A 19,660-nucleotide genomic window follows, 5' to 3' on the forward strand; every position below is an offset into this window, starting at 1 on the left:
GACAGCAGCCTTGCCACGGCAGCGGGTAGAAAGTGCCTTGGCAGGGATCCACTGGCAGGCAAAACCTTCACGACCGCGTTGCCGGACCGGACTGCGGGCGCTGGCATGGACGATGCAGTGTTTCACGATCGTTCCTGACGCCGAAGGAGTCGGCAAATGGCCAAACGGTTCGTGAATCGCCGGCGCGCTGCGGGCATTCGCGGACACAGGCGCGCTGACGGCAACATCGCATGGACTGCACACCCCCGGAAAACCGCATTGCCTCCCTGTTCGCGGCACTGAGCCCGCGTGAAGGCATCCCGCTGCCCGGGCGGGGGCAGACGCTGGCGCGCTGGCAATTGTTGTCTGCCGTGGCGGCAACGCATGGCGCCGTGGTCATCAAGCTGTTCGAAGCCCATGCCGACGCGCTCGCGATCCTGGCGGAGGTAGCACATGCCACGGCGGCCGCGGACACCACCTGGGCGATATGGGCCGCCGAGCCGCCGGACGCGCGCGTCGGCATGACGGCCATGCCGGGCGAGCCCGACGAAGCCCAGTGCAGGCTGGCCCTGCAGGCGGGTAAGGCGGATATGGCGGGTATGGCGGGACCGTTGACGCCGGTGCGGCTGCATGGCCGCAAGGCGTGGTGTTCCGGCGCGGCGGCGGTGTCACATGCGCTCCTGACCTGCCGGGACGAAGCCGGCTCGGCCCGGCTGGCGCTGATCGATGCGCGCGCCCCGGGCGTGACCGTGACCGGCGATGGCTGGCATGCGGTCGGCATGCGCGATACCGGCAGCGGCGACGTGCTGCTGGACGACTGCGCGGCGCTCTGCATTGGCGGTCCCGGCGCCTATATCGACCGCCCCGGATTCTGGCACGGCGGAGCAGGCATCGCGGCGTGCTGGTATGGGGCCGTGACGCCGCTGGCGCGGGCCGTGCGCGACACCGTGCAGCGCCACCAGAATCCCCACGCGGCGGCGCACCTGGGTGCCATCGACGGCGAACTGCGCGCCGCGGCGGCGCTGCTGCGCGAGACCGCGGCCTGGATCGATGCCCATCCCGCCGCGGATGCCTTCGTGCCGGCCATGCGCGTGCGCGCCGTGGTGGAAGCCGCGGCCCGGCGCGTGATGCATCGTGCCGGCAATGTGCTCGGCGCAGGACCGCTCTGCCGCGACCAGCGGCTGGCCCAGCTGTATGCCGACCTGCCGGTGTTCCTGCGTCAGAGCCATGCGGAACGCGACCAGGCGGCGCTGGGCGCGCGGCTTGCGGATGACGCGGGTGGGCCTGCCTTCGAACACGCGCTGTGACAACGCAAGCGGAGGGCACACGATGATCGGCGTGGTGGTGCCGGTGCATAACGAAGAACAGTATCTCGAGGCTTGCCTGATCGCGCTGACGGTCGCCTGTACCCATCCGCTGCTGGACGGCGAGCCCGTCGTGATCGTGCTGGTGCTGGACGACTGCAGCGATCGCTCTGCCGCCATTGCCAGGCGGCACGCCCGCCGCCATCTGCCGGCCGGCCATCTCACCTGCCTGACGATCGCCGCGCGCAACGTCGGCAAGGCCCGCCATGCGGGCGCCGTGCACCTGCTGGCGCGGCAGGCGCGCTGGCTGGCGTTTACCGACGCGGACACGCGCGTGGCGCCTGACTGGCTGGTGGCCCAGCTGGCGTTGCGCGCCGATGCCGTATGCGGGCTGGTCATGGTCGACGACTGGAGCCTGCACCCCCCGCATGTGCCGGCCCTTTTCTACGCGCATTACCGCTGGCAGGACGAACATCGGCACATCCACGGCGCCAACCTGGGCGTCTGTTCGCACGCCTACCGGCGTACCGGCGGGTTTCCGCCGCAGGCCACGCACGAAGACGTCGCGCTGGTGCTGCGGCTGATGGCCATCGACGCCAGGATCGCGTGGAGCTGCCAGCCCCGGGTCGTCACCAGCGGCCGTCCGCGCGGCCGGCTGCCCGGGGGATTCGCCGATCATCTCGCGGCGTTGGCGGCTGCGCCGGACTTGCCGTCGCCGCCGCATGACGGCGCCGGCGAGGCAACGGCGCCCGAGGGCGTCTAGCGCCGCGGGCGCCATGCGTCGTCGACGGCACGCGCGCGTATTGCCATGCGGCTTATCGCGCCCACAAAAAGATTCACTTCACTTCGCGGCTCTCGTCATAGAAGATTTCCGAGCGTCTCCATCGCTGGCCTGAAAGCGCAATTGGCCGGGCGATTGTCCAGTCAACCGGAGTTCACTATGGCACGCATACCGGCCCTGACCCTGCTCGTCATCGCGCTGGCGGCCTGCAGCAGCACGCCGCCAGCGCCGCCGCCCGCCGCACCCGCGACATCGGCCGCGCCCGCAGCGGCGCCGGCCAGCAAGGCACAGCCGCAGCCGCAGGCGCAGCAGAATGCGGTCGATCCCGCGGCCATCCAGGCGCTGAACGACATGGGCAAGTACCTGCAGTCGCTGCGCCAGTTCGAGGTCTTCATCGACTTGTCGGGCGAACGGGTGCTGCAGGACGGCCAGAAGCTGCAGCACACCGCCACGGCTGACCTGGATGTGCAACGGCCGGACCGGCTGCGCGCGCTGATGCGCAGCGCGCGCTCGCAGCGCGACCTGATCTATGACGGCAAGCAGGTCACGCTCTACTCGCCTGCGCAGAAGTCCTATTCGCAGGTGGACTTCAGCGACAACCTGGGCGTGCTGGCGCAACGGCTGCGCGAACGCTTCGGTGTCGAGATTCCGTCGGCCGACCTGTTCCTGTGGGGCACGCCCGCGGCGCCGCTGGACAACATGGAATCGGCCATGAATGCCGGCCAGGACATCGTCGGCGGTGAACTGTGCGACCACTATGCTTTCCGCCAGGGACAGCTCGACTGGCAGATCTGGATCGCCACGGGCAGCCGTCCGCTGCCGCGCAAGCTCCTCATCACCAATCGGGCCGACGAGGCCAGGCCGCAGTCGGTCACGCTCTACAAGTGGAACCTGACCCCGAGGTTCGGCACTTCAGCGTTCGCCTTCACGCCGCCCAAGGACGCCAGGAAGGCGGAATTCGTTCCCCTGAAGGCCACCCGGTAACGGGGCAATGGACAAAAGGAGCATTGCCATGACCTACACATTCGCAAAGCCGCTCGCAGTGTGCACGGCCGCGCTCGTGCTGGTGGCGTCCGGCTGGACCCCGGTGGCCGAGGCCGCCCGCGGTGGCGGTGGTGGCGGACATGCCGCAGCCGGTGGACACGCTGGCGGCGGGCAGCGCGCCGCTGCCGGCGGCGGTAACCGCGAAGCGCGGCAGGTGAACAACCAGCGAGCCGACGCGCGCACCAACAACGTTCGCAACACCAGCGTCAACAACGTCAACGCCAACCGCAACGTCAACGTCAATTCGAACCGCAACGTCAACGTGAACGTCGACAGTCACGGCGGCTGCTGCGGCTGGGACAACGATTACCACCCGGTGGCGACTGCCGCCGCGGTGACCGCCACGGTGGCAGTGACGTCGGCGGTGGTGGGTTCCATGGTGCGCTCGGTCCCGCCGAGCTGCGTGCCGGTCAACTACGGCGGCATGGTCTACCAGCAGTGCGGCAGTACCTGGTACATGCCGCAGGGGCCGCAGTACGTCGTGGTCAACCCGCCGTACTGAAGACAGGCCTGAGCGCGCCGGGCTGGCTGCCTCGCCGGCCCGGCGGGCTTACCCATGGCGCAGCTGCAAGTCATGGAATGACACCAGTTCACCGGCCATCGCACTGGCCGCCACGGTGGGCGGGCTCGCCAGCCACACCTGCCCGGGCCCCGAGCGCCCGGGGAAATTCCGGTTGATCGAGCTGACCGTTACCTGCCCGGCCCGTTCCGACGAGCCCGGCCCGCAGTTGGCGCACGCCCCGCACGACGGCTGCAGGATGCGCGCGCCGGCCGCGTTGAATGTCTCCATGTAGCCCTGGCGGATGCAATAGTCCCTGACGTCGGTGGTGCCGAACTGCAGGTAGAGCGTGACATGCGGCGGCAGCCGCAGGCCGCGCTGCACCGCCCAGTGCAGCACCTCGTGGTACAGGTCGAAGTCCTCGCGCTTGCCGGCGGTGCAGGAGCCGCCGTAGGCGATATCCACGCGCACGCGCCGGTCCAGCGCTGCCAGCGGCAGGCCGTTGCCCGGATCGCCGGGGCGTGCCACCATCGGGCCGAGCGTGCTGCAGTCGAGTTCGATGGTGGCCGCGAAGGCGGCATCGTCGTCGCTGCGCATCCACGGCTCGATCACGAAATCGATGCCGCGACGCTCCTTGAGAAAGCGCACCGTCTGCGCATCCGGCGCGACGATGCCGGTGAAGCCGCCCAGCTCGGCGCACATATTGGTCAGCGTCGCGCGTTCGTCGATGGACATCGCGCGCACGACGGGGCCGGTGAACTCGAACACCTTGCCGACCCCGGCGCCGGCCTTGATGGCGGCCTGCGCCAGCAGGTGCAGCACCACATCCTTGGCCGTGACGCCCGGCGCAAGCGCCCCGTGAAGTGCGACGCGGATGCTCTCGGGCATGGTCATGCGGACCGCGCCCGTCACGAACGCGTTGGCCATGTCGGTGGTGCCGACGCCGAAGGCCACGCAGCCCAGCGCGCCACTATGCGGCGTGTGCGAGTCGGTGCCCACCACGACCTGTCCCGGCAGCGCATAGCGCTCGGCCATCATCGCGTGCGAGATGCCCGCGGCATGGCCGCCGTCGTCGGCACGGGAAGCCTCCTCGGTCAGCGTGCGGTGGCAGCGCAGCTGGTATGCGTCGACGAACTCGCGCTGTGCCGCGCACATCCTCGCAACGTTGTCGACCAGCCCGCCACGCACGTGCGCCGGGCTTTCATTGACGTAGGAGGTATGGTCCTCGAACACCACGATGCGCTCGGCATCCCTGAGCCGCAGCGGCTTGCCGAAGGTGGCGTGCAGCATGTGGGCGCACATGCCGGTGTAGTACTCGTGGATGAAGCGCCAGTCGGCGCGCACGAAAACGCCGTCGCCCGGTTGCGGGCTTGCCGGGGTGACCGGCGTCGCCAGCAGGTGGCGGTGGACGATTTTCTCGAACAGGGTCTGCGGTGCCGCGGGCGGCGTCGCGGCCGCCGGTTCGACGTTGCCCAGGTATTGCTGGCCGAACTTCAGCAGCCCCCCGCTCAGCAGGATCGACGCGGCCAGCGTGTCGCGTCCGGCCACCAGCGTTTCGGCGGGGATCGGCTCGCCTGCCTGCAGGCGCGCAAGCAGGCCGAAGTCGGTCGAGGTGAACAGGCCGATGTTGTCCGCGTTCTGGCGATAGATGCGTTCGAAGCTGCGCGCGATCACCAGCCTGATGCCGGCCAGCTTTTCCGCCGCGGGACTATGCTCGCGCGACGATCCCTTGCCGTAGCGGTTGCCGGCGACCGTCACCGAGAAGCCGCCCTCGCGGATCGCCCCGGGCGCGACCGGGCAGGTGCCTTCGACCTTGTAGCCCATATAGGGATAGCGGCCAAGCTTGTCGTCGTAGTGCGTCAGGATCGGCACCGGCGTGATCTCGTCGGTGGACACGTCGTCGCGCAGAGCCCCGGCTTGCTCGGGCGTGATGGCCTCGCCGCGCAACTGGCGCGCCACGGCATCCGCCGAGTCGGCAAGGAACAGGATGCGGCCTGGGAAATCGGGGGCGCTCATGGAGGTCTCCGGTGGCACGGTGGCACGGTTGGCAGATGGGCGGCACTTTACTGGCTGCGGGGCGTGGACACGAAGCGCTGATCCGGCATCTCTGCTATCTGCCGGTGGCATATCAGGGTTAACCCGTTGTGCTGTGTGTGGCGCGGACGGCAGGCACAGGCAGGCGGTAGTATCGGGACGAAACGAGGCTCGCGGGCTCGCGGCCCGGCATCCTGAATGACCATGCATCGCATCGACCCCGTCAATATCCAGCTGTTCCTCGCCGCGGCACGCGAAGGATCGATCAAGCGCGCGGCGGAAACCGAACACATAGCGCAGTCGGCGCTGAGCCGGCGCATCGCCGAGCTGGAGCGCAGCCTGGGCGTGGTGCTGTTCGTGCGTTCGCCCGCGGGCGTGGTGCTGACCGATGCCGGCGCCCGCGCGCTCGAACTGGGCCGCAAGCTGAATGAGGACATCGCCAGCTTCGCGCGCGAAGTGCAGGATCTGGGCGACCAGGTTGCCGGCGTGGTGCGCGTGTCGGCCAGTCCGTCGGCCATCATCGGCTTCCTGCCCGAGCGCCTGCATGCGTTCAAGGCGGCGCATCCGCTGGTCGAGATCGCGCTGTATGAACGCTCCACCGCCGAATCGATCCGCGCCTGCCTTGACGATCGCGTCGACATCGGCATTGGCGTCGCGGCCAAGACGCCTGGCGGCCTGGAGTCGTGGCCGTTCGCCAGCGATCCGCTCAATGTCGTGATTCCGTCTTCGCACCGGCTGGCGCGGCGCAAGCGCATTCGCTATGCCGAAGTGCTGGAGCATCCGCTGGTGGTGGTGCAGTCCGGCGGCGCGCTCGACCAGGAACTGCGCGAGCAGGCGGCGAACCTGCGCCTGCCGTTCAACCAGAGCGTGACGGTGTCCAGCTTCGAAGCCGCATGCCGCATGGTGGAAGCGGGCCTGGGCATCGCCGTGCTGCCGGCCAGCGCCGGCGCTGCCTACGCCGGCACGCGCGGCTTTGTGCGCGTGCCGCTCGACGAGCCCTGGCGCGAGCGCCAGCTGCTGATCTACGCGCCCTACAAGCAACCGCGGCTGCGGGCGATCGCGGCCATGATCCGCGCGCTGCAGCCGGGCACCGCCGAGGCTATGCCAGCCTGAGATACCCCGTCCAGCGGATTAGCACTCTGCCGCGCGGCGGCGCAGCCCTACACTCCGACCCAAAGCCACCGCTCACGGTGCGATTCAATAAACGGAGACAAGGAATGCGGACAACGCTGTTTCGGCGGGCGTGCCATGCGCTCGCCAGCTTCACGACCCTCGCCGCGCTGGGCAGCCTGCCAGTCGCAGTCAATGCGCAGGAAACCAAGCCGGTCAGGCTGATCGTGCCGACCCAGCCGGGATCGCAGGCCGATGCGGTGGCGCGTGCGCTGAGCCAGCCGCTGGGCAAGCACCTGGGCCAGTCGGTAGTGGTCGAGAATATCGCCGGTGCCGGCGGCGTGCCGGGCACGCAGCAGATCGTCAGGGCGCCGAAGGACGGCTCGACCCTGGGCCTGATCTCGTCGAACCACGTGATCAACCCGTTCATCTACAAGAACCTGCCCTATGACTCGCTCAAGGACATCACGCCGATCACGGTGATCGGCACGCTGCCGCTGGTGCTGGTCGTCAATCCATCCGTCGGCGCGCAAACCACCCGTGACCTGATCGCGCTGCTCAAGTCAAAGCCGGGTGAGTTGAACTATGGTTCGTCGGGCAACGGCACGGTGCTGCACCTGGCTGGCCAGTTGTTTGCCAGCGAAGCGAAGGTGGATATCCGGCATGTGCCTTACAAGGGGGCTGGCAACTACACCACAGACCTGATCGGCGGCCAGGTGCAGGTCGGCTTCCTGACGGTGCAGGCGGTGCTGCCACTGATCAAGGCCGGCAAGCTCAAGGCCATCGCCGTGTCGACCACGCAGCGCGTGCCGGCCTTGCCGGATGTGCCGACGCTGGCGGAGTCGGGCCTGCCACGCTACAGCTTCGATGCCTGGCTGGCGATCGTCGGTCCTGCGGGTTTGCCGAAGGCGAACGTCGCGGCGCTCCAGTCCAGGATCCAGGCCACGCTGCAGGAGCGCGACGTGCTGGAGCATCTGGCGGCGCAAGGCGTGGTCGTGGCCGCCACGGGGGCCGACGCGGCCGTGCCGTTCTTGCGCAACGAGCTGGACAAGCACGCGAGGATCGTCAAGCAGGCGGGGCCGACGCTGAATTGAGGCAACGTGCTTGAGGCAACGTGCCTGAACCCGGGCCCGCCGCTTGCGGCGGGCCTTGTTTTTTTCAGCCTGCCTACAGCGCCGGGCAATCCTCGGAATCCGCGACTGCCGCATGTTGCGCCGGTTGCGGTGGGCTTGCCACGGGCTGCGCTGCCGGATGTCCCGGACCGGGGCCTGCCTGTCCCAGGCGCGCACCGCGTTGCAGTGCCACGTGGACGGCTTCGCCCTTGCTGCGTACCCCGAGCGTCTTGTAGACGGCGTGGCAATGGCATTTGACCGTCGCCACGGAAACGTTCAGCTGCCGGCTGATGGTCTTGGCGGGATAGCCGCGCGCGAGCAGTACCAGGATTTCATATTGGCGCGGCGTGAGGCCGAGCAGGTGGGCTTCGCCGGGAGCGTTCACGTCGCCGGGCGAACGCAACGCCACGGTCTGCGGCTTCCCCGCGCTGCCCTTGCGCGTGCCATCGTGCGATGCCACCGCGACACCCGGCCGCTGGCGGAACGGCCCGAGGCTGACCTGGTAGCCGCTGGCGACCAGCCGGATCGATGCCTTCAAGACATCGGGCCCCACCGATTTCGGCAGGCAGCCCACCACGCCCGCCGTGACCTTGTCATCGACCCAGTTCGCGGGCGCGTAGTCGGACAGTACCAGTATCCGCGCTGCAGGCCAGGTCCTGCCGACCTGGCACAGCAACTGCCACGCTGCCTCCGGATCCTCCGGCAGGCCGAGCACGACGAATGCGATGGCTTCACCGGCGGCGCGAGGCGCGGCGATGCTCGCCGGATCGACCGTGACGACCTCACCGACGTCCTCGGCGTCTTCCAGCGTCCTGCACAACGCAACCCGCAGCAAAGCGTGGGATTCAATCAACAGCACCTTCATTGCACGCTTCTCTCTTGCGCGCGGACGCGGCGCCGTGGCCGCGGCAGGGGCGGCAGGCGGCGCGTCCGGCGACCGTGGGTTATGCGGCGGCCCGCCCGGCGACAGCCGCCGCCGTGGCGTGGCTCAGCCTGGATTGCGCGAGTTCAGCCGCTTGCTGGAAGCGGGCCTGGGCCAGCTGGGCGAGCCCGGCCTGCGTTTCCGCGGCGATCTCGCACACCTGCCGCGTGTAGGCGCAGGCCTTGTCGGCGGCAAGCGGCGTCAGGGCACTTTGCAGTTCAAGAACCTTGCGCAGGTCCTTGCTGGCGAACAGCGCCTGCATGCGTTGCTGGTTTTCCTCGAAGGCCAACTGGGCGGTCTGCAGGTTCAGCTCGGCGATCCGCTGGAAGCCGGCAAACAGGATGCTGGAGAAGGCGAAGCAGTCAGCAAAGCCGCTGCCGTTGGGGACAGCGAACTGATCGGGCGCGAAAACGGGCATGCAATGGTTTCCTTTGGTCCGCCTGGGCTCAATGCCGGACGACAGGTTGCTGGTAAACACACAACCGGATTGCGTCGAAAGAGGCACCCGGCGTGCTGCGTTGCATCATTTCGCGACCCATTTTAGAGTAAGCACTCTAGACAATGTGGTGTGCCGTCCTAGGGGGATTCCCCGATGGTTTCAGCGTTTTTGCACGATTTTGTATTTTCGCTTTCGTTTTCGATGAGCCTCGCGCTGAGGCGCCCTGGAATCCACCAGGAGGTAGGGTGGATCACCCAAAAACGGTATCCTTCCGTCACGCACGCCACCATAAAGCCACTCTTGCGCCACCCTTATCGCCGGCATCCCATCTTCGCCGGCCTCCTGCTTGTTGTATTCCTGACAGTTCAGCTGGCAGCAGTCGCGTACGCCTGTACCGGTAGCCGCTACCAGATGGAAAACAGCGGCACCGCGGCGGCGATGACCGAATCGTGCGCGGACATGGCGGCCGGCAGTGATGACCAGGGCATTGACCAGAGCGGGCTATGCCTGGCGCACTGCCAGGCCGATTCCAAGAGCTCGGACCATGTATCCCCGCAGATTCCGGCATTCCTGCCGGTGCTGAGGAGCATCGTGGAACCCACGCGCGTGGTCCTTGCCGAGGTTCGCGTCGCGCTGCGCGCAGACGTGGCGGCACGCGGGCCGCCGCCGCTTAACATCCTTCACTGCAGTTTTCAAACGTAGCCTCCAGATCGACGTCCATTCGGTGCTGCCCCGCCAGATCCGGGCAGCTGTCGTCGCTCATGGAGGCTTTATGCTTTCTCTTCGTCGCCTGACCCTGGCGCTGCTCTGCGCGCCTGCCCTGGGCCTGGCGTGGTCGCATGCCGCGGCTGCGCAAGCCGCCCCAAACCTTTCCCTCGCGGAATCCGTCGCGCTCGCGACGACGCACGCGGGTAATGCCGAATCCTCCGTCGGGGCCGTCGAGTCGGCCATGCAAATGGCGGTTGCCGCAGGCCAGTTGCCGGACCCTGTGCTCAAGCTCGGGCTCAACAATGTCCCCCTGAACGGGCCGGACCAGTTCTCGCTTACCCGGGACTTCATGACCATGCGGTCCGTCAGCGTGATGCAGGAATTCACGCGTCCGGACAAGCGGCGCGCACGGGTGGCGCGACTGGAAGCGGAGGCGACCGCCGCCGAGGCGCAGCGTGCTGTCGGACTGGCCAGCGTGCAGCGCAATGCGGCCGGTGCCTGGCTCGATCGATGGTATGCCGAACAGACCGGCGTCCTTCTCGGGCACCACGGCCATCCTCTGGACCTGGCGCTTCAGGCGGCGGCGGCCGCCTATCGCAGCGGGCGTGGCTCGCGCGCGGATGTCCTGGCGATGGAGCTGGAAATCCAGAAGCTGCATGACCGCCTGGATGAAAACCAGGCCGCCGTTGCCACGGCCAGGCTCAATTTTGAGCGCTGGGTCGGGCCTGCGGCAAGTCGCCCATTGTCGGAGCGTCCGCCGCTGGAAGTTCCGCAAGGCGTCCAGCAGCTGGCGCAAGGCGCATTCGACTCGGTGCCAGAGATCACGGCGGCGCAGCGCGAAGTGGCGCTGGCGGAGTCGGAGATCCAGGTGGCGACTGAAGCCCGGAAGCCGGATGTGACGGTCGAACTGATGTACAGCCAGCGCGGCCCGGCTTACTCGAACATGGGGTCGCTCAACGTCAGCTTCCCGGTGCCCTGGGACCGGGGCAATCGCCAGGACCGCGACATCGCAGCCAGGCTGGCACAGGCCAATGAGGCGCGTGCCAGGTTCGAAATCATCCGCCGCAATACGCAGGCCATGGTGGGCGCCAAGGTCGCCGAGTTGCAGCGCAACCTCGGGCGGCTCAAGCGCTACGACGAGAAGACCTTGCCGCTCGCCAGCGCGCAGGCGGATGCCGCGCTCACGGCCTACCGGGCCAATACCGGGTCGTTGCTCGCTGTCGCCGAGGCCAACCATCGGGCCATCGACCTGGCGGTGGAGCGGCTGGCACTGGAGGCGAAGACGGCAAGGCTCTGGGCGGACCTGGCCTTCCTGGTCCCGCTTCCCACCGCGCAATCCGGGCCGGCCACCAAGGAGCTGAAATGAAGACCCCGGTTATTGCAGTGGCGGCCGCTTTCGTTCTCGTCAGCGCCGCCATCTATGGCGCCTATCAACTGGGCGTCGCGCGCGGGACGCAATCGGCGGGATCAGCGCGATCGGCGCAATCGTCCGGAGCAACCGGCGGGGAGTCCGCTCTCAAGGCTGGTGACACGGATCCGAAGACCGGCAAGAAGATCCTGTACTGGCATGACCCGATGGTGCCCGGTCAGCGCTTCGACAAGCCGGGCAAGTCACCGTTCATGGACATGCAGCTGGTGCCGGTCTACGCGGACCGGGATGGCGCGGGCAGCGGCGTCACGGTCGACAGCCGTGTCGCACAGAACCTGGGCATTCGCACGGCCGAGGTCAAGGCCGGCCGGATCGGCGCCGTGCTCGAGGCGCCCGGCAATGTTGCCATCGACGAGCGCAGCGTCCAGGTGATTCAGGCGCGAACGAACGGCTTCGTCCAGCATGTCGCGGTCAAGGCGACGCTTGACCCGGTTCGGCGCGGGCAAGCGCTGGTGACGGTGTACTCGCCCGACTGGATTGCCGCGCAGGAAGAATACCTCGCCGTGTCCCGCATGGCCGCCGATGGCCGGTCTGACCTGCGCGGTGCGGCCAGGGCCCGCATGCTGCAGGCAGGCATGACGCCAGGCCAGGTCAGCGTGGTCGAGTCAACCGGCAAGCTCCAGCCGCATCTTGGCATCGCGAGTCCGGTCGATGGCATCGTGACCGAGGTCGCCGTCCGCGAGGGCATGACGGTCTCTCCGGGCATGACGCTGTTCCGCCTGGCCGATCTGAGCCGGATCTGGGTGATTGCCGAGGTCCCGGAGGGGCAGGCCCGCGCCATCGCTTCCGGCCAGGCGGTCAAGGTGTTGCCCACCGGCGCAACCGAGCCACTGGCCGGAAATATCGAAACCATCCTGCCGGACGTCAATCCAGCCACGCGTACCATCAAGGTGCGTATTGTCCTGGCGAACAAGGGCAGGCAGCTGTTGCCCGGCATGTTCGTGACGGCCCGGTTCGACAGCGGTGACCAGAAAGAGGTGCTGATGATTCCGCTGGAGTCCGTCATCCGCACCGGCCGGCGCACCATCGTCATGGTGGATGCCGGCAACGCAGGCTTCGTGGCAACCGAAATCAAGACAGGGCGCGAGGCCGCGGGCATGGTGGAGGTGGTGGACGGCCTTCAGGCCGGCCAGAAGGTGGTCACTTCCGGGCAATTCCTCATCGATTCGGAGGCCAGCCTGCGCGGCACCGCGGAACGCATGGGTGCCACGCCGGCGGCGGCAGCGGCGCCCGAGCACGAGGGCCTCGGACGCATCGAGGCAGTCAACGGCACCGACAGCCTGACGATTTCGCACGGACCGATACCCTCGGCGCAGTGGGGCGCGATGACCATGGATTTCGCCGCGCCGCCTGCGGGCTTGCCCAAAACGCTCAAGCCCGGTGACCGCATCCGCTTCCGCTTCCATCTGGACAAGGACGGCGTGGCGATCCTGTCATCGATCGAGCCGGCCGGCGTCACCCCGGGGAGCAAGCCATGATCGCCCGGCTCATTCTCGCCTCCATCCGCAACCGCTTCCTGGTCCTGCTGGCCACGGTCATGCTGACCGCATGGGGCCTGTGGGCGGTGCGCAGTATTCCGCTCGACGCGTTGCCGGACCTGTCCGATGTGCAGGTCATCATCCGCACGCCATTTCCCGGCCAGGCACCGCAGATTGTCGAGAACCAGGTCACGTATCCGCTGACCACCACCATGCTGTCGGTGCCAGGCGCCAAGACCGTGCGCGGCTATTCATTCTTCGGCGACTCCTTTGTCTACGTGTTGTTCGATGATGAAACCGACCTCTACTGGGCTCGTTCGCGGGTGCTGGAATACCTGAACCAGGTGCAATCCCGCTTGCCCGCCGCGGCCCGGCCGGCATTGGGGCCGGACGCCACCGGCGTTGGCTGGATCTACGAGTACGCGCTGGTGGACAAGGCAGGACAGCATGACCTGAGCCAACTGCGTGCGCTGCAGGACTGGTTCCTGCGCTTCGAGCTGAAATCACTGCCCAACGTCGCCGAGGTCGCCTCGCTGGGTGGCATGGTGAAGCAGTACCAGATCGTGCTGATGCCGGATCGGCTGCGCGCCTACAACCTGTCACAGGCCAGGGTGCTGGCGGCGCTCAAGGGCGCCAACCAGGAGACCGGCGGCTCGGTGCTGGAGCTGGGTGAAGCGGAGTACATGGTCCGCGCCAGTGGGTATCTGACAACACTCGACGATTTTCGGCAGATACCGCTGATGACCAGCGAGGCTGGCATACCCGTGCGGCTGGGAGATGTCGCCGTCATCCAGCTCGGCCCCGAGATGCGGCGCGGCATTGCGGAGCTCGACGGCCAGGGAGAGGTGGCCGGCGGCGTCATCGTGATGCGCTCGGGCAAGAACGCGCTGGAAACCATCGAGGCGGTCAAGGCCAGGCTCGCCACGTTGCAGAAGAGCCTGCCGGCTGGCGTGCAGGTTGTCACCACCTACGACCGGTCCGCCCTGATCAACCGGGCGGTGGAAAACCTGACGCACAAGCTGGTCGAAGAGTTCATCGTCGTCGCGCTGGTCTGCCTGGTCTTCCTGTTTCACCTGCGCTCCGCGCTGGTGGCCATCGTTTCCTTGCCGCTGGGGGTGCTGGCAGCGTTCCTGGTCATGCGATACCAGGGGGTCAATGCCGACATCATGTCGCTGGGCGGGATCGCCATTGCGATCGGCGCCATGGTTGACGCCGCGGTTGTCATGATCGAGAACGCTCACAAACATCTGGAGCACTGGCATGCCGACAATCCCGGAGCCGAGCTGAGCGCGCACGAGCGCTGGGACGTGATCGGCAAGGCGGCGGCAGAGGTCGGGCCCGCGCTGTTCTTCTCGTTGCTGATCATCACGCTATCGTTCATCCCGGTGTTCACGCTCGAGGCGCAGGAGGGGCGGCTGTTCTCGCCGCTGGCCTTTACCAAGACCTATGCCATGGCCGCGGCGGCGGGCCTGTCCGTGACGCTGGTGCCAGTCCTGATGGGCTACATGATCCGCGGCAGGATCCCTGCAGAGCAGTCGAATCCGCTCAGCCGATGGCTGATCCGCGCCTATCAACCCGTACTGGCCAGGGTGCTCGCCTGTCCCAGGGCCACCGTGGCAGTTGCCGCGCTCCTGCTGCTTGCGACCGCCTGGCCGGTCATGCGGACCGGCGGCGAGTTCATGCCGCCCCTCGACGAGGGAGACCTGCTGTACATGCCGTCGGCGCTGCCGGGGCTGTCCGTCGGCAAGGCAGCGCAGTTGCTGCAGCAGACCGACCGCCTGATCAAGACCGTGCCAGAGGTGGCCACCGTGTTCGGCAAGGCGGGCCGCGCGGATACCGCGACCGATCCGGCGCCGATCGAGATGTTCGAGACCACCATCCGCTTCAAGCCGCGTGAACAGTGGCGTGCCGGCATGACGACCGACAAGCTGGTGGAGGAGCTTGACCGGGTGGTGAAGGTCCCCGGCCTGTCCAATATCTGGGTGCCGCCGATCCGCAACCGGATCGACATGCTTGCCACCGGCATCAAGAGCCCGGTTGGCATCAAGGTGGCTGGCACGGACCTGAAGGAGATCGACCGCATGGTGACGCACATCGAAGCAGCCGTCAGGACGGTACCCGGCGTCAGCTCGGCGCTGGCCGAGCGGCTGACCGGCGGGCGCTATATCGACGTCGACATCGACCGCATGGCGGCCGGGCGGTATGGACTCAACATCGAGGATGTCCAGCGCATCGTGTCGTCGGCAATCGGCGGCGACAACGTTGGGGAAGTCGTCGACGGGCTGGCGCGTTTTCCCATCAACGTGCGTTATCCACGCGACTACCGCGAATCGGTCGAGCAACTGCGCAGCCTCCCCATCGTGACCGACAGGGGCCAGCAGATCGTCCTGTCCGACGTTGCGCGGATCCGGGTGGTGCAGGGACCACCGATGCTGCGCAGCGAAAACGCCCGCCTGTCCGGCTGGGTGTACGTGGACATCCGCGGACGCGACCTGCGCTCGGCCGTTCACGACATGCAGGCCGCCGTGGCCAAGGCGGTGCCGATGCCGGCGGGCTACTCGCTGAGCTGGTCGGGGCAGTTCGAGTACCTGGAGCGGGCGAGTGCGAAGCTGAAGATGGTCGTGCCGTTCACGCTGCTGATCATCTTCGTGCTGCTTTACCTGGTGTTCGGTCGACTCGACGAAGCGCTGCTGATCATGGGCACGTTGCCGCTGGCGCTGATCGGCGGGTTCTGGCTGCTTTACCTGCTGGGCTACAACCTGTCAGTGGCCGGCGTGGTCGGCTTCATTGCGCTGGCCGGCGTGGCGGCGGAGTTCGGCGTCATCATGCTGCTTTACCTGAAGCAAGCCTGGAGCGAGCGCGAGGACCGTGGCGAGACCAGCCAGGCCGCCCTGATGGAAGCCATCCAGGAAGGCGCGGTACTGCGTGTGCGCCCGAAGGCCATGACGGTCGCCGTCATTCTTGCTGGCCTGCTTCCGATCATGTGGTCGCATGGTACCGGCTCGGAAGTCATGCAGCGCATTGCCGCCCCGATGGTCGGCGGCATGGTGACCGCGCCGTTGCTTTCCCTGTTTGTCGTGCCGGCGGTGTACCTGCTGATCCGCAGACGCAAGGCAAGACCCACTCCACCTTCTACCCAACCTTCGTTTCAAGAGGAATCAAGATGAAACGCGTCAACACTCTCGCAATCGTGCTGGCCCTGGCGGGCATGCCGGCGGCATTTGCCGCAGGATCGATGGACGGCGTGGACATGAAGCCGTCAACCGGATCGAAGCAGGCTGCCCGCCCCGTTGCGGCGGAAATCAAGAAGATCGATGTGACGGCCGGAAAAGTCACCCTCAAGCATGACCCGATCGAAAACCTTGGCATGTCAGCCATGACCATGGCGTTCCCGGTCAAGGATCGCGCTTCGTTGAAGCATTTCAAGGAAGGCGAGTCGGTGTCGGTCATATTCGACAACATCAACGGCAAGCCGACCGTCGTGGAGATGCAGCGCAAGTAAGCGCGGCAGGCACGTGTCGCCGCAGCGGCGCGTGCTTGCCATACACAGTAGAATCGCTGCGACTCCATGCCGAACCACATGCCATGCGGATTCCCCCGGTAAAGGCCATCATCGCCTTCGAAAGCGTCGCCAGGACCAAGAGCGTCAGCCGCGCCGCGGAGGAACTGGGTTTGACGGCGTCCGCCGTCAGCCACCAGATCAGCAATCTCGAGGAGATCCTGGGCCAGGCGCTGTTCTTCCGGCAGGGCCGCGGCCTGGCGCTGTCGCCGGTGGGCGAGCAGTACCTGCGCGATGTCACGGGCGTGCTTGCCGACCTCAACCGCGCCACCGAGCGCGCTTCGAGCCCGGCCAATGTCGAGATCCTGCGCGTCCATTCAAGCCCGAGCTTCGGCCTGATGTGGCTGCTGCCACGGCTGGAATCGTTCCAGGCCGACAACGGCGATATCCAGCTCAACCTGTCGTGCTCGTATGAAGACGTGCCGTTCACCAGCGGCTACTACGATGTCGATATCCGCCACGGCTACGCCCACTGGCGCGACCTGCAGGTGAAGACGCTGCGGCGCGAGACGATTGCGCCGCTGGCCTCACCCGCCTATCTCGAAAAGCATCCGATCCGTACACCGGACGACCTGCTGGCGCAGCGGCTGATCTATTCCGAGACGCCACTGGTGCAGTGGCAGCAGTGGTTCGCGCGGTTCGGGGTGCCGGCTTCGCACAAGAAGACCTTCGATTTCACTTTCGACCGCTCCTACATGTCGCTGGAGACTGCCGCACTGGGGCTGGGGGTGGCGCTGGAAAGCACGCTGCTGGCATCGGTGCAGATCCGCAAGGGCGCGCTGGTGCCGGTGTTCGACGACAGCCATGCGGTGGAGGTGGGCAGCCACCACGTGGTCTATCCGGCGCAGAACGCCGAACTGCCGCGCGTGGCGCGCTTCCTCGCCTGGCTCGACCGCCAACTGCCGGCGCCGCGCTGAGCCGGCGCCCGGCAAGTGCCTGCCGCGGCGCGGGAATCGGTGCCCCGCCGCCGTCGTTTGAAAATTTCTCAGCAATAGCTGAGGCAGACAGCGTTGATCGGCAAGCCGCCAGCGACAAAACTCGACACATCCCAAGTCCAATTTCAAGGAGACAAAGATGCTGGTCGAGAACAACGTAGTCATCATCACCGGCGCGGCCTCGCCGCGCGGCATCGGCAAGGCCACCGCCATGGCCTTCGCCGCGCAGGGGGCCACCGTGGTCATCCTGGACCTGCGCCTGGAAGACGCCCAGGCTGCCGCCGGCGAACTGGGCGACCAGCACCTGGGCCTGGCCTGCGATGTGACGGACAAGGCCGCCTGCGAGCGCGCGGTGCAGGCCGTGCTGCAGCGTTACGGGCGCGTCGATGCGCTCGTCAACAACGCCGGCATTACCCAGCCGGTGCGCACGCTCGATATCCAGGCCGCCAACTATGACGCCGTGCTCGACGTGAACCTGCGCGGCACGCTGTACATGTCGCAGGCGGTGCTGCCGCAGATGCGCGTGCAGCAGCGCGGCAGCATCGTGTGCATGTCGTCGGTTTCGGCGCAGCGCGGCGGCGGCATCTTCGGCGGCCCGCACTACAGCGCGGCCAAGGCCGGCGTGCTGGGGCTGGCGCGCGCCATGGCGCGCGAGTTCGGCGCGGACGGCATCCGCGTCAATTCGATCACGCCGGGCCTGATCCAGACCGACATCACCGGCGACAAGCTCACGCCCGAGATGCGCGCCGACATCATCAAGGGCATCCCGCTGGGCCGCCTGGGCAATGCCGCCGACGTGGCCAACGCCTGCGTGTTCCTGGCGAGCGACATGTCCGCCTACCTGACGGGCATCACGCTCGACGTCAATGGCGGCATGCTGATCCACTAAATTCAAGTGAAGCCGCCCGACAGAGGCGGAACCTTCAACAGCCGGGGCACCGCAGGGCGGCGCCGCCAGGCAGGAGACAACCGATGAAGACCAAATACGCGGCTTCGCCCATTGGCGGCGAAGCGACGCTGCACGCCGATTCCGCCACCTTCGAGACCCGCACCTACGCCAAGGTGGTGAAGCGGCTGATTCCGTTCCTGATGCTGTGCTACCTCGGTGCCTACCTGGACCGGGTCAATGTCGGCTTCGCCAAGCTGCAGATGCTGAGCGACCTGCAGTTCAGCGAAACCATCTACGGCCTGGGCGCCGGCATCTTCTTCCTCGGCTACTTCCTGTTTGAAGTGCCGAGCAACGTGATCCTGCACAAGGTCGGCGCCAAGCGCTGGCTGGCGCGCATCATGCTGACCTGGGCGGTGATCTCGGCGTGCTTCGCCTTTGTCACCACGCCGACCCAGTTCTACGTGCTGCGCTTCCTGCTGGGCGTGGCCGAGGCCGGCTTCGCGCCGGGCGTGATCCTGTACATGACCTACTGGTTCCCGTCGGAGCGGCGTGCCAAGGCCCTGTCGATGTTCTTCATGGCGATCCCGCTGGCGGGGATGGTGGGCGGGCCGCTGTCGGGCTGGATCATGCATGCCTTCCACGGCGTGGGCGACCTGGCCGGCTGGAAGTGGCTGTTCCTGATCGAGGCGCTGCCTTCACTGTGCCTGGGCGTGGCCATCCTGTACTACCTCGACAATGGCATCGACCAGGCGCACTGGCTGACCGACGTGGAGAAGGCGCTGCTCAAGCGCAATATCGAAGGCGACAACGCGCAGAAGATGGAGCACATGTCGATCCGCTCGTTCATGGCGGACCGTCGCCTGTGGCTGATGGCAGCGATCTACTTCTGCGTGGTGCTGGGCCAGTACGGGCTGACCTTCTGGCTGCCCACCATCATCCGCAAGGCCGGCGTCGCCGATCCGCTGTGGGTGGGGATCTACACCGCGCTGCCGTACCTGTGCGCCATCGTGGCGCTGCCGCTGGTGGGCATGAGCGCAGACCGCCGCCGCGAACGCCGCTTCCACCTGATCGTGCCGATGGTGGTCGCCGCCGCCGGGTTTGCCACCTTGCCGCTGCTGGGCAGTGTCAGCGCATCGCTGATTTGCCTGTGCATCGCCGCCGCCGGCATCCTGGCTTCGTCGTCGCAATTCTGGGCGCTGCCCACCGCGCTGCTGGGCGGCATGTCGGCCGCCGCCGGGATCGCCGCGGTCAACTGCGTCGCCAACCTCGCGGGCTTCTTCTCGCCCGCCATCGTCGGCTGGCTCAACGACCTGACCGGCAAGTCCACCGCCGGGCTGGTGTTTATCTCGGCCACCGTGGTCTTTGGCGCGATGCTGGTGTTCCTGGTCCCCGCCAGGACCGTGAACCGCTGACGCCCCCCTTTTCCCCAAATGTTGAT

17 protein-coding genes are annotated in these 19,660 nt (G+C 67.2%); 14 read left to right on the forward strand and 3 right to left on the reverse strand.

The genetic code is table 11. The features are described from left to right. Nucleotides 1–230 precede the first annotated feature (230 nt). The 4 genes from CTP10_RS20620 (at nt 231) to CTP10_RS20635 (ending at nt 3,610) form a co-directional block, all read left to right on the forward strand. Nucleotides 231–1,286 (forward strand): acyl-CoA dehydrogenase family protein, encoded by a 1,056-nt coding sequence (locus CTP10_RS20620; protein ID WP_116319769.1) that lies wholly within the window; start codon nt 231–233, stop codon nt 1,284–1,286. 22 nt (nt 1,287–1,308) lie between these two features. Then, nucleotides 1,309–2,046: a glycosyltransferase gene (locus tag CTP10_RS20625; protein WP_116319768.1), complete on the forward strand. Its 738-nt coding sequence runs from the start codon at nt 1,309–1,311 to the stop codon at nt 2,044–2,046. Between the two features lie 177 nt (nt 2,047–2,223). Next, nucleotides 2,224–3,048, forward strand: a complete 825-nt coding sequence (locus CTP10_RS20630) for a DUF2092 domain-containing protein (protein WP_116319767.1) — start codon at nt 2,224–2,226, stop codon at nt 3,046–3,048. A gap of 28 nt (nt 3,049–3,076) precedes the next feature. After that, nucleotides 3,077–3,610: a hypothetical protein gene (locus CTP10_RS20635; RefSeq protein WP_116319766.1), complete on the forward strand. Its 534-nt coding sequence runs from the start codon at nt 3,077–3,079 to the stop codon at nt 3,608–3,610. Nucleotides 3,611–3,658: 48 nt separating this feature from the next. Here CTP10_RS20635 and CTP10_RS20640 read toward each other — a convergent pair whose 3' ends face one another. Next, the gene (locus tag CTP10_RS20640) at nt 3,659–5,623 is read right to left on the reverse strand and encodes an aconitase family protein (protein WP_116319765.1); all 1,965 of its coding nucleotides are present in this window, start codon (nt 5,621–5,623) and stop codon (nt 3,659–3,661) included. Nucleotides 5,624–5,845: 222 nt separating this feature from the next. On the opposite strand from CTP10_RS20640, the gene CTP10_RS20645 reads away from it, so the two are divergent. Both CTP10_RS20645 and CTP10_RS20650 read left to right on the forward strand, forming a co-directional pair. Then, on the forward strand, nt 5,846–6,754 hold the full coding sequence (locus CTP10_RS20645; protein ID WP_116319898.1) for a LysR family transcriptional regulator: 909 nt from the start codon (nt 5,846–5,848) through the stop codon (nt 6,752–6,754). A 104-nt stretch (nt 6,755–6,858) separates the two neighbouring features. Beyond that, a complete protein-coding gene (locus tag CTP10_RS20650) occupies nt 6,859–7,845 on the forward strand; it encodes a Bug family tripartite tricarboxylate transporter substrate binding protein (protein ID WP_116319764.1) in 987 nt (328 codons plus the stop codon). A 73-nt stretch (nt 7,846–7,918) separates the two neighbouring features. On the opposite strand, the gene CTP10_RS20655 is transcribed toward CTP10_RS20650, so the two are convergent. Continuing rightward, nucleotides 7,919–8,728 carry a response regulator transcription factor gene (locus tag CTP10_RS20655; protein WP_116319763.1) on the reverse strand — a complete coding sequence of 270 codons (810 nt, stop codon included), beginning with the start codon at nt 8,726–8,728 and terminating at the stop codon, nt 7,919–7,921. Nucleotides 8,729–8,807: 79 nt separating this feature from the next. Continuing rightward, nucleotides 8,808–9,203 (reverse strand): TIGR01841 family phasin, encoded by a 396-nt coding sequence (gene phaP / locus CTP10_RS20660; RefSeq protein ID WP_116319762.1) that lies wholly within the window; start codon nt 9,201–9,203, stop codon nt 8,808–8,810. A gap of 174 nt (nt 9,204–9,377) precedes the next feature. On the opposite strand from phaP, the gene CTP10_RS20665 reads away from it, so the two are divergent. From CTP10_RS20665 to CTP10_RS20700, 8 genes are all read left to right on the forward strand, one after another. After that, nucleotides 9,378–9,926 (forward strand): hypothetical protein, encoded by a 549-nt coding sequence (locus CTP10_RS20665; protein WP_442875240.1) that lies wholly within the window; start codon nt 9,378–9,380, stop codon nt 9,924–9,926. A 70-nt stretch (nt 9,927–9,996) separates the two neighbouring features. Beyond that, on the forward strand, nt 9,997–11,298 hold the full coding sequence (locus CTP10_RS20670; protein WP_116319761.1) for a TolC family protein: 1,302 nt from the start codon (nt 9,997–9,999) through the stop codon (nt 11,296–11,298). After that, entirely contained in the window at nt 11,295–12,839 is a 1,545-nt protein-coding gene (locus CTP10_RS20675) for an efflux RND transporter periplasmic adaptor subunit (RefSeq protein ID WP_116319760.1), read from the forward strand. The genes CTP10_RS20670 and CTP10_RS20675 overlap by 4 nt, the downstream gene beginning before the upstream one ends. Next, entirely contained in the window at nt 12,836–16,006 is a 3,171-nt protein-coding gene (locus CTP10_RS20680; protein ID WP_116319759.1) for an efflux RND transporter permease subunit, read from the forward strand. The genes CTP10_RS20675 and CTP10_RS20680 overlap by 4 nt, the downstream gene beginning before the upstream one ends. Further along, on the forward strand, nt 16,003–16,341 hold the full coding sequence (locus CTP10_RS20685; protein WP_116319758.1) for a copper-binding protein: 339 nt from the start codon (nt 16,003–16,005) through the stop codon (nt 16,339–16,341). The genes CTP10_RS20680 and CTP10_RS20685 overlap by 4 nt, the downstream gene beginning before the upstream one ends. A gap of 83 nt (nt 16,342–16,424) precedes the next feature. Then, entirely contained in the window at nt 16,425–17,315 is an 891-nt protein-coding gene (locus CTP10_RS20690; RefSeq protein ID WP_116319757.1) for a LysR substrate-binding domain-containing protein, read from the forward strand. Nucleotides 17,316–17,472: 157 nt separating this feature from the next. Then, entirely contained in the window at nt 17,473–18,222 is a 750-nt protein-coding gene (locus CTP10_RS20695; protein ID WP_116319756.1) for an SDR family NAD(P)-dependent oxidoreductase, read from the forward strand. An 83-nt stretch (nt 18,223–18,305) separates the two neighbouring features. Further along, nucleotides 18,306–19,634 (forward strand): MFS transporter, encoded by a 1,329-nt coding sequence (locus CTP10_RS20700; RefSeq protein ID WP_116319755.1) that lies wholly within the window; start codon nt 18,306–18,308, stop codon nt 19,632–19,634. Nucleotides 19,635–19,660 lie beyond the last annotated feature (26 nt).

This window comes from Cupriavidus sp. P-10 (genome assembly GCF_003402535.2).
In the GTDB taxonomy this organism is placed as follows: Bacteria; Pseudomonadota; Gammaproteobacteria; order Burkholderiales; family Burkholderiaceae; genus Cupriavidus.